At 41.1% G+C, this 8,673-nt stretch carries 10 protein-coding genes; 2 read left to right on the forward strand and 8 right to left on the reverse strand.

What is annotated here, in order from left to right; translation table 11 throughout:
• The 7 genes from hisF to hisG form a co-directional block, all read right to left on the reverse strand.
• Nucleotides 1–620: imidazole glycerol phosphate synthase subunit HisF (gene hisF, locus BCG07_RS08780; RefSeq protein ID WP_286889853.1), on the reverse strand; the 620-nt coding region annotated here is incomplete at its 3' end.
• On the reverse strand, nt 602–1,336 hold the full coding sequence (locus tag BCG07_RS08785) for a 1-(5-phosphoribosyl)-5-[(5-phosphoribosylamino)methylideneamino] imidazole-4-carboxamide isomerase (RefSeq protein WP_004586383.1): 735 nt from the start codon (nt 1,334–1,336) through the stop codon (nt 602–604). The genes hisF and BCG07_RS08785, both read right to left, overlap by 19 nt.
• A 33-nt stretch (nt 1,337–1,369) precedes the next feature.
• Nucleotides 1,370–1,960, reverse strand: a complete 591-nt coding sequence (gene hisH, locus BCG07_RS08790; RefSeq protein WP_004586382.1) for an imidazole glycerol phosphate synthase subunit HisH — start codon at nt 1,958–1,960, stop codon at nt 1,370–1,372.
• Complete coding sequence (hisB, locus tag BCG07_RS08795; RefSeq protein ID WP_006793446.1) at nt 1,957–3,018, reverse strand: bifunctional histidinol-phosphatase/imidazoleglycerol-phosphate dehydratase HisB; 1,062 nt, start codon at nt 3,016–3,018, stop codon at nt 1,957–1,959. The genes hisH and hisB overlap by 4 nt, the downstream gene beginning before the upstream one ends.
• Entirely contained in the window at nt 3,015–4,124 is a 1,110-nt protein-coding gene (gene hisC, locus BCG07_RS08800) for a histidinol-phosphate transaminase (protein ID WP_286889856.1), read from the reverse strand. Before hisC ends, hisB begins: the two co-directional genes overlap by 4 nt.
• Nucleotides 4,114–5,415, reverse strand: coding sequence for a histidinol dehydrogenase (gene hisD / locus BCG07_RS08805; protein WP_286889857.1), 1,302 nt, complete (start codon nt 5,413–5,415; stop codon nt 4,114–4,116). The genes hisC and hisD overlap by 11 nt, the downstream gene beginning before the upstream one ends.
• Nucleotides 5,416–5,420: 5 nt before the next feature.
• The gene (hisG, locus tag BCG07_RS08810; RefSeq protein WP_004586378.1) at nt 5,421–6,320 is read right to left on the reverse strand and encodes an ATP phosphoribosyltransferase; all 900 of its coding nucleotides are present in this window, start codon (nt 6,318–6,320) and stop codon (nt 5,421–5,423) included.
• 407 nt (nt 6,321–6,727) lie between these two features.
• Between hisG and BCG07_RS08815 the strand changes: the two genes are divergently transcribed.
• The gene (locus BCG07_RS08815; RefSeq protein ID WP_286889859.1) at nt 6,728–6,976 is read left to right on the forward strand and encodes a hypothetical protein; all 249 of its coding nucleotides are present in this window, start codon (nt 6,728–6,730) and stop codon (nt 6,974–6,976) included.
• 22 nt (nt 6,977–6,998) lie between these two features.
• On the opposite strand, the gene BCG07_RS08820 is transcribed toward BCG07_RS08815, so the two are convergent.
• Complete coding sequence (locus tag BCG07_RS08820) at nt 6,999–7,949, reverse strand: GlxA family transcriptional regulator (RefSeq protein WP_286889861.1); 951 nt, start codon at nt 7,947–7,949, stop codon at nt 6,999–7,001.
• A gap of 194 nt (nt 7,950–8,143) precedes the next feature.
• Here BCG07_RS08820 and BCG07_RS08825 point away from each other — a divergent pair.
• Nucleotides 8,144–8,673 (forward strand): transglutaminase-like domain-containing protein (locus BCG07_RS08825; RefSeq protein WP_286889862.1); only part of this gene is annotated, 530 nt, incomplete at its 3' end.

The following is an 8,673-nucleotide window of genomic DNA, read 5'->3' on the forward strand; positions in this document are numbered from 1 at the left end:
GATGCGATTAAAGGAATATTACATAATGCGCGCATTTTACTTAGCTGCTCATTGTCGTAACCGTTACGTACGCCATCTTGGTTCATACAGTTTAAAACAATTTCGCCTGCGCCTAAGTCTTGTACGCGTTTAACCCATTCCTCGGTTTTGTAACGTGTACGGCTTGATGCATTAGGATCGCCGGTTAATTGATACACTAAATACTCGCCGGTCACTTCATCGTAAAAGCTATCAATACCTACAACAACACATTGCTTACCAAATTCATCGTGTAGCTCTTTTATAAGCTCAGGGCGGGCAATAGCAGGGCTGTTAATACTTATTTTGTCAGCGCCACGCTCTAGTACACGTGCTGCATCGGCTACCGATTTAATACCGCCAGCCACACAAAATGGAATATCGATGTGGCGGGCAATGCTCTCTACCCAATTTACATCAAGTAGGCGTTTTTCAACACTTGCGCTGATTTCATAAAAAACCAGTTCATCGGCGCCGGCATCGCTGTATGCTTTTGCCATTGTTAAAATATCGCCCACTATTTCGTGGCCTTTAAATTTAACGCCTTTTACTACTTGGCCGTCTTTTACATCTAAACACGGGATTATGCGTTTTGATAACATGCCAACGCCTCCTCAACACTAAATGCGCCATCAAGTAGTGACTTACCTAAAATAACGCCACCTACGCCCAGCTCTTTAAGCTTTTTAATGTCATCAAGTGAACTTACGCCACCCGAAGCTTGTACTTTAATGCTGCTGTTATGGCGAGTTAAATCTTCGTAAAGCTCAAACGATGGGCCAGTCATGGTGCCATCTTTACTGATGTCCGTACATAAAAAGTCAATAACGCCCAAGCTTACATAAAAATCTACAAGCTCAAGTAAACCAAACTCAGATTCACTTAACCAACCATGGGTAGCAGGTGCCCAGCCCGTGGCTGTTTTATTTACATCAAGGGCAATAACAAAGTGCTCGGCGCCAAATTGTTCAATCCAGGCTTTTACTTGCTCGCGTTTTTCTACTGCCATAGAACCAATAACAACTTGGTTAGCACCGGCTTTTAGCCAATCGCTTACATCTTGCTCTGAGCGAATACCGCCGCCCACTTGGTACGGTACATTAAGCGCTTTAGTTGCAGCTTGAATATGTTGCCACTGTTTTTTACTTGGATCGCGTGCGCCTTCTAAATCTACAAGGTGCAATTTACCTGCGCCGCTGTCGGCGTATTCTTTTAAACGTGCACCAAGCTCAAAAGGATAAAACTGAGCGGTGTCGTACTTACCTTGGTATAAACGAACAATTTGATTTTGTAATACGTCTAATGCTGGAATAATCACAAATAATCTCTTTATTGTTGGTTAATGGGCCGTTTATAACTGCCAATCAACAAAATTTTGTAATAAACGTGTGCCTACTTTTGCACTGCGCTCTGGGTGAAACTGCATGCCAGCGTAGTTGTCTTTTGCAACAATGGCTGAAAAGGTTTGGCCGTATTCGCCGCTTACAAGTGTTGCATCGTTTACGGTGTGCGCAAAGCTATGTACAAAGTACACTTGCTCGTCTTGTGTTAAGCCTTTGGTAAGTGCATGCTCTTTATTTACGCTTAAGTTATTCCAACCCATATGCGGCGATGTTAAATTGCCAACATCAAGGGCTTTTACTTGGCCTGGTATTTTACCTAAGCATTGTACGTTACCTTCTTCGGTGCTTTCGCACAGTAACTGCATACCTAAGCAAATTCCCATAAGTGGGCGCTGGTATTCGTTTATAGCTTGTTGCCAGCCGTTATCTACAAGGCGTTTCATGGCAACAGATGCATGTCCAACGCCTGGTAATATTGCACGCTCAAAACCAGCTAATTGCTCTGGTGAGGTAATGACTGTTGGCGTTTGACCTAAGCGTTCAAACGCAAAGCGTACTGAATTTATATTGGCACACCCGGTATTAATTATGGCAATCATAAACATCCCTTAGAGCTGGCTGTTTGTTGGGTCGTGTCTTGTGCTACTGCCATACGAAGGGCACGTGAAAACGCTTTAAATAAGCCTTCTACTTGGTGATGACAGTTACCGTCGCTGACCGATAAAATAAGGCTAATAGCGGCATTATCGCTTAAGCTTTTGAAAAAGTGCTCAACCATTTGTACGTCTAAATCGCCTGCTTTTTCGCGGCTAAAATTAGCGTTTAATACAAACGAAGCGCGCCCCGATAAGTCAATTTGTGCTTCAGCTTTACACTCATCCATAGGTAGCGCAAAACCATAGCGCGCTATTTGCGATTTAGTGCCAAGCGCTTGTTTAAGCGCAACACCTAGGGCAATACCTATGTCTTCAACAAGGTGGTGCTCGTCTATGTGTAAATCGCCTTTCGCTTTAATATTTAGACCAATGTTGGCGTGGGTGCGAATTTGATCAAGCATATGATCAAAAAAGCCAAGGCCTGTTTCAATGCTACCGTTTTTAGTTTGATCTAGGTTTATGGCTACATCAATTTGGGTTTCTTTGGTGTTACGCGTAACACGGCCTTCGCGATTGGCAGTTGTAAGCTTTGTAACAATGGCAGGCCAGCTGCCATCATACAAAATGCCTTCACAACATAAATTTTGAGCAAGGCCAATATCTGTTTGGCGATCGCCAATGACATATGAACGTGCTAAATCAACTTTGCCTGAGCGCATAAGTTCAGTTAATAAACCTGTTTTGGGTTTACGGCAATCACAGTTTTGCTCGTCAAAGTGTGGACAAATTAATACCTCGTCAAAGCTAATGCCTTGGCTTTGCATTATGTCCATCATTTTATCTTGTGCTATGTCAAAGTCAGCAGTCGGGAAGCTGTCTGTGCCTAAGCCATCTTGATTCGATACCATCACTAAACGGTACCCTGCGGCTTGTAACTGTAATAAAGCCGGGATAACACCAGGTAAAAACGCTAATTTTTCTAGGCTGTCTACCTGTTTGTCGGTGATTGGCTCTTCAATAATAGTGCCGTCGCGGTCTATAAATAAATAGGGGTTACTCATGATACTTCGTTTCCTGCTAAAGATGCTGCGGTAGCCGGCGTTTGTAAGCCATCTAACCAAATTTTTACTTGCTCAAGTTCTTGCTCATTACCAATGGAGATACGTAGCCAATCGTCTTCACCGTATAGGGTAAACGCGCGCATCACTAAGCCTTGTTCAAGTGCTACTTTAAAGTAGTTTTTGTCGGCTAATTTTAAGGTAACAAAGTTACCTTCACCAGTGAGAATTTTTAATGCAGCTGGGGATTCGTTTAACCACTGTACAAGTTTAGCTTTTAAACTATTTAAAATAGTCACTTGGCGGCGCATTGATGTAATTGCATCAGGCGCTATGGCTTGTGCAGCAATACTTGCTACCACACCCGATACCGGATACGGCGCAATCACTTTACGAATAGGGGCAAGTACACTTTCTTGTGCAAGTGTAAAACCGGTTCTTAACCCTGCAAGCGCAAACGCTTTAGATAAAGTGCGCAGTACCACTACATTACTATATTCGTTAATCAGCGCTGTAGCACTTTGCTCAGGGCAAAACTCAATGTAGGCTTCATCAACAATAACTAAGGCCTTACCGGCAAGCGCTGTTGCCAGTGCTTTTACTTTTTCAAGGGGGGTTAAGCTACCAGTTGGGTTATTTGGGTTACAAATAAACACCAGTTTTGAGCTGCCCACTGCCTCAACTATTTCATTAACACTGCCATCAAGTAATAGCGCTTGGGTTAAGCCATTGATTGCAACGTTGTGCGTATCAGCGGTTACTTTGTACATACCGTAAGTTGGCAAAAATAACGAGATACTGTCTTTTGCAGGTTCGCAGTAGGTACGTACTAAAAGCTCAATGCCTTCATCGGCGCCGCGCGTCATTAATACGTTTTCGCTTTCAAGCTCTGCATACGCAGCGTAGCGGTCAATAACCAGTTGCGGCTGTGGATCTGGGTAGCGATTTAAATCTTCAATACTCAGTTCAATATTTTTAGCGTACGGGCTTTCATTGGCGTTTAACCACGTTGACCCTGTTAGCTTTTCACTTTTGGCAGAGCTGTAGGCAGCAAGGGCTGCAATATTTTGTGGTAACAAGCTTGTCGCTTGCGCGCTCTTATTGCTCATTTTTAATTGCCTCTAAACGAATTGAAACCGCATTTGCGTGTGCATCAAGGCCTTCTGCATCTGCTAGTGGCAAAATAGCTTTTGACAGCTGTGTTAGGCCACTTTTACTTATAGTTTGTACTGTGTAAGTGCGGAAAAAATCAAGCAAGTTTAAGCTTGAATAGGTTGCACTGTAACCGTAGGTAGGTAACACGTGGTTAGTACCCGATGCATAATCGCCCGCTGATTCTGGCGTGTAGTCGCCAACAAATACCGAGCCTGCATTTTTTACTTTATCTAAGTAAGGTGTTGAATCTGCTAATTGCAAAATTAAGTGCTCAGGGCCATATTGCGCTGATACGTCAAATGCTTGCTCAACAGAGTCCACTAAAATAAGTGATGAATTAGCCAGAGCTTGCTCGGCTGTCTCTTTGCGGCTTAATTTAACAAGCTGACGTGTAAGAGCCTGCTGCGTTTGCTCAATGATACTTTCGCTGTTACACAATAAAATAACTTGCGAGTCTGCGCCGTGCTCAGCTTGCGAGAGTAAATCTGCCGCTATAAATTCTGGGTTTGCACGCTCATCTGCAATAACTAGTACTTCAGAAGGGCCTGCTGGCATATCGATTGCCATACCAGGAATTGTTTGTGCAACAAGCTGTTTGGCCATCGTTACAAAGCTATTACCTGGGCCAAAAATTTTGTTCACTTTAGGCACTGATTCAGTGCCGTAGGCCATTGCGGCAATTGCACCTGCGCCACCACTTTCAATTAAAGTTGTAATGCCACATAACTTAGCTGCATATAATATCGCAGGGTTAATGCTTTCATCACCTTGCACAGGGGTTGCAAGTACGACGTTTTTAGCACCACTTAATTGTGCAAGTACACCTTGCATAATAACCGATGATGGCAGTGGAGCACTGCCACCTGGTACATAAATACCCACAGCTTCGATGGCCTGATATTTCAGTTCACATACAACGCCAGGTTGGGTTGATAACTTAATATCTTTAGGCAATTGCGCTTCGTGAAAACGTTTAACGTTTGCATAAGCGGTGTCAATTGCGTATTTAAGCTCTGCGCTTAGTGCTTGCTCTGATGCGTTTATTTCATCAAGCGGTACACGTAAACGAGGGTTAGCTCTATTATCAAACTTTTTAGCCATATCAAGTAAGGCTTTATCGCCTTGCTCTTTCACATCGCTCATAATTGTTTGGCATATAGCTTCAACCTTTGCGCTGGCAGAAACCGCAGGGCGCATTAGCGCCGCTGCTTGTACTTGTGAAGATTCCTCATTCCAACGAAGCATGGTACTTACTCCATCATTTTTTCAATTGGCATTACTAAAATAGAGTTAGCGCCTAGGGCTTTAAGCTGCTCCATTGTTTCCCAAAATAATGTTTCGCTGCTTACCATGTGAAGCGCTACGTACTCTTCGTTACCAGCAAGTGCAAGTAGAGTAGGTTGGCCAGAGCCTGGTAAAATTTCGCAAATTTCATCAAGTTTAGTTTTTGGCGCGTGTAGCATAATGTATTTGCTTTCTTTAGCCTGTTTAACACCACGAAGGCGCGGCATAAGCTTATTGATTAGCGCTAGTTTGTCTTCATCTTGAAGGTCTTTATTTTGAATTAAACACGCGTTTGATTCTAAAATTGTATCACCTTGAATCAAGCCGTTCGCTTCAAGCGTTGCACCGGTAGAAACTAAATCACAAATTGCATCAGAAAGACCGGCACGTGGGGCTACTTCTACTGAGCCTGTAAGCATTACAGTGCTTGCATTAATGCCTTCGCGCTTTAACCACTGCGTTAATATTTCTGGGTAGGTTGTTGCAATACGTTTGCCTTCAAACCAGCTTTTATCACGTGGGCCAAGCTCTTGTGGCCATGCAAGTGCAAGGCGGCAGTAACCAAAATCTAGTTTTGCTAGTTTGCTAACTTCGCTTGGTACACCTTGGCGTTCACGTTCGGCTTGTACTTCTACTAGTACGTTTTCGCCAACAATACCTAAATCACAAACACCGTCCATTACTAAGCCCGGAATATCGTCATCGCGCACACGAAGTACGTCAATTGGCATATTGGTTGAGTGTGCAATTAAGCGTTGCTCACGTAGGTTTAATTTAACACCTAGTTGCTTTAGTAAATCTTGACAATCTTTAGACAGGCGACCGCCTTTTTGGATGGCGATACGTAGACGATTTGTGTTACTCATTATTCATTTTCCTTTAATTTAAAAACTAAAAACCCCGAGGGGAACCTCAGGGCGAAAATGAATCAATGTGTTATGAATCGCCAGAGGTTCCTTTTAGGAATAACCTCTCAGCGAAAGACCTGACAGGTTATTCCGGTGAATGGTGGTGATGATGTACTGTTGTCAGGTTTAAGCGCATTTTATTTCCTTTGTGCTGCTCGTTACTAATGCAACGCTCAACAAATATCTGTTTTAATGAATTTCGGGATTATAAAAACATATTATGCATCACTATGGCAAGTGTTTTTTAAGCTTAATTAAAGCATATCTTATAACTGCCGATACTATAAATGTAACCGCATTAGTTTGTATTATATCAACTGGTTGATTTTTGCTCATAACTAGGCTTTGGCTTTAAGGATGTATTAATGGATATGATGATCCCTTATTTGGGTAAAATAACGCGGCTGTCGCTTGAATCTAAAGGGGTATTCCATATTGCAGGTGTGCAAAGTAGCGCGGCGAGTGAAAAAGTAGAACTTGAAAACAAAAAAAAGAGAGAATTACAGAAAAAGAAAAAACTAAACGGTTTAAGTGACGAGACTCAACCATCAACCCAGAAAAAAAGCGTTAATAAAGATGACGATGGTATTGAGCATTTAGACACATGGGCATAAATGCTCATAAAATTAAAACTTGTTATTCATTTTTACGCCACTTTGCGGGTGTTAGCCCTGTGTTTTTTTTAAATAGGCGGGTGAAGAAACTGCTGTTTTCGTAGCCTACGTTAATTGATATTTCGTTTACGGTTTTATCTGTAGACAGTAACAGTTTTTTAGCTTTGTCTATTCTCACTTCTTGCACGTACCTATTTATAGATATACCGGTTGCTTGCGTAAATCGCCTCTTTAAATTGCGCTCACTAAAATTAAAGTATTTTGCTAACTCAACGATTGTGATTACGCTGCTTGAGTGATTATAAATCCAGTCTTGCACTTCACTAATTTTTTCGTCTCTGTGGCTACTATATTTTGGTAATGCAAAATTTAACTTTCCAGAGTCAGAAATAAGTAAATGTGTGGCACATTGCTGGGAAAAGCGATCGCCTTTGTCTTTTGCAACTATTTCTAGTAGTACACTTATTCCCGCCTCAAAAGAGCCCGTTGTATAGATACTTCCCATTTTTAAATACGATTTATGATTAATAAACTGGCAGTCGGGAAATAGTTTGCTCAATGGTTTAACCAAACTCCAATGAGTTGCAATGGCTGTTTTATTTAACTCGCCTGTGGCGGCTAAAAAATAAGAACCAGTGCTTAAGCTGAGAATAGACGTACTACTATTGATTTTAGGTATTAACCATTCAATTATTAATATACTGCTAGAGGGCATGCTCTTTAATTTAGAGCCCTCAATTGGTGGAATAATTACTAAATCATACGGTTTGTCAGAAAGCGAATTATCGGCAACAACAATTGAATTACTTGAGCTTGTTATAGGTGCACCGTCTGTCGTAACTATTTCTACGTTATAACTTTGTGGTAATGAATAATGCGAGTCGAGTAACGAAACAATGGTAAAAAAGTCTTTAGCTAATAATACGCTGACGGCCCAGCATCCCTCGTAGGCAATAATTGCTATATTTTTCATAATTTCATTTGGCCCAATCGGACTGTTAAAAGTACCCGTGAAGACATATTATTTTAATCTTTGTAAAAGTAACATTAAAACCTACTTTAAATAGCGGTTATTTTTAAGTGATTGTTTTAAAGTTGTTTTGTTTCATATTAAATGCATTTTAAATATTTTAATTTATAAAAATCAGAGTCACAAAGGGGAATAGTTTGCAGCAGTATATACAAAATGATGCTTATTTTAATCAAAAGCACAGTGAAATAAATAACTGGTTGAAAAATGTTAAAGGCCATGACGATCGCACTAAGGCCGTTTCAATTTATTATCTTGTAAGAGATGGAATTAAATATGATCCTTTTACACTTTTAGATGGGGCAAAGTCACTTAGTAGTGACTATTGCTTAGACAATAAAGCAGCATACTGTATTCCAAAGGCATCATTACAAATTGCATTGAGCCGAGCTATTAATATTCCTGCCCGCTTGGGTTTGGCAGATGTTCGTAATCATTTAAGTACACCTAAGTTAGACAAGTTACTAAAAAATGATGTGTTTACAATGCACGCTTATGTAGAGCAGTTTATTGAGGGAAAGTGGGTGAAATCGACACCTGCCTTTAATAAAGAGCTATGTGACCTCGTTAGTATAAAGCCATTAGAATTTGATGGAGTAAACCACTCTTTATTTCATCAATTTACTGCTGACGGCGAAAAGCATATGGAGTATTTAAAAGATCATGG

Source organism: Pseudoalteromonas sp. ESRF-bin5, from assembly GCF_002632075.1.
Classification (GTDB): Bacteria; Pseudomonadota; Gammaproteobacteria; order Enterobacterales; family Alteromonadaceae; genus Pseudoalteromonas; species Pseudoalteromonas marina.

What these genes read in the sequence shown, in the direction of transcription:
- hisH (WP_004586382.1), bottom strand. Translation starts at nt 1,960, where the DNA reads ATGATTGCCATAATTAATACCGGGTGTGCCAATATAAATTCAGTACGC.
- hisB (WP_006793446.1), bottom strand. Translation starts at nt 3,018, where the DNA reads ATGAGTAACCCCTATTTATTTATAGACCGCGACGGCACTATTATTGAA.
- hisC (WP_286889856.1), bottom strand. Translation starts at nt 4,124, where the DNA reads ATGAGCAATAAGAGCGCGCAAGCGACAAGCTTGTTACCACAAAATATT.
- hisD (WP_286889857.1), bottom strand. Translation starts at nt 5,415, where the DNA reads ATGCTTCGTTGGAATGAGGAATCTTCACAAGTACAAGCAGCGGCGCTA.
- hisG (WP_004586378.1), bottom strand. Translation starts at nt 6,320, where the DNA reads ATGAGTAACACAAATCGTCTACGTATCGCCATCCAAAAAGGCGGTCGC.
- BCG07_RS08815 (WP_286889859.1), top strand. Translation starts at nt 6,728, where the DNA reads ATGGATATGATGATCCCTTATTTGGGTAAAATAACGCGGCTGTCGCTT.
- BCG07_RS08820 (WP_286889861.1), bottom strand. Translation starts at nt 7,949, where the DNA reads ATGAAAAATATAGCAATTATTGCCTACGAGGGATGCTGGGCCGTCAGC.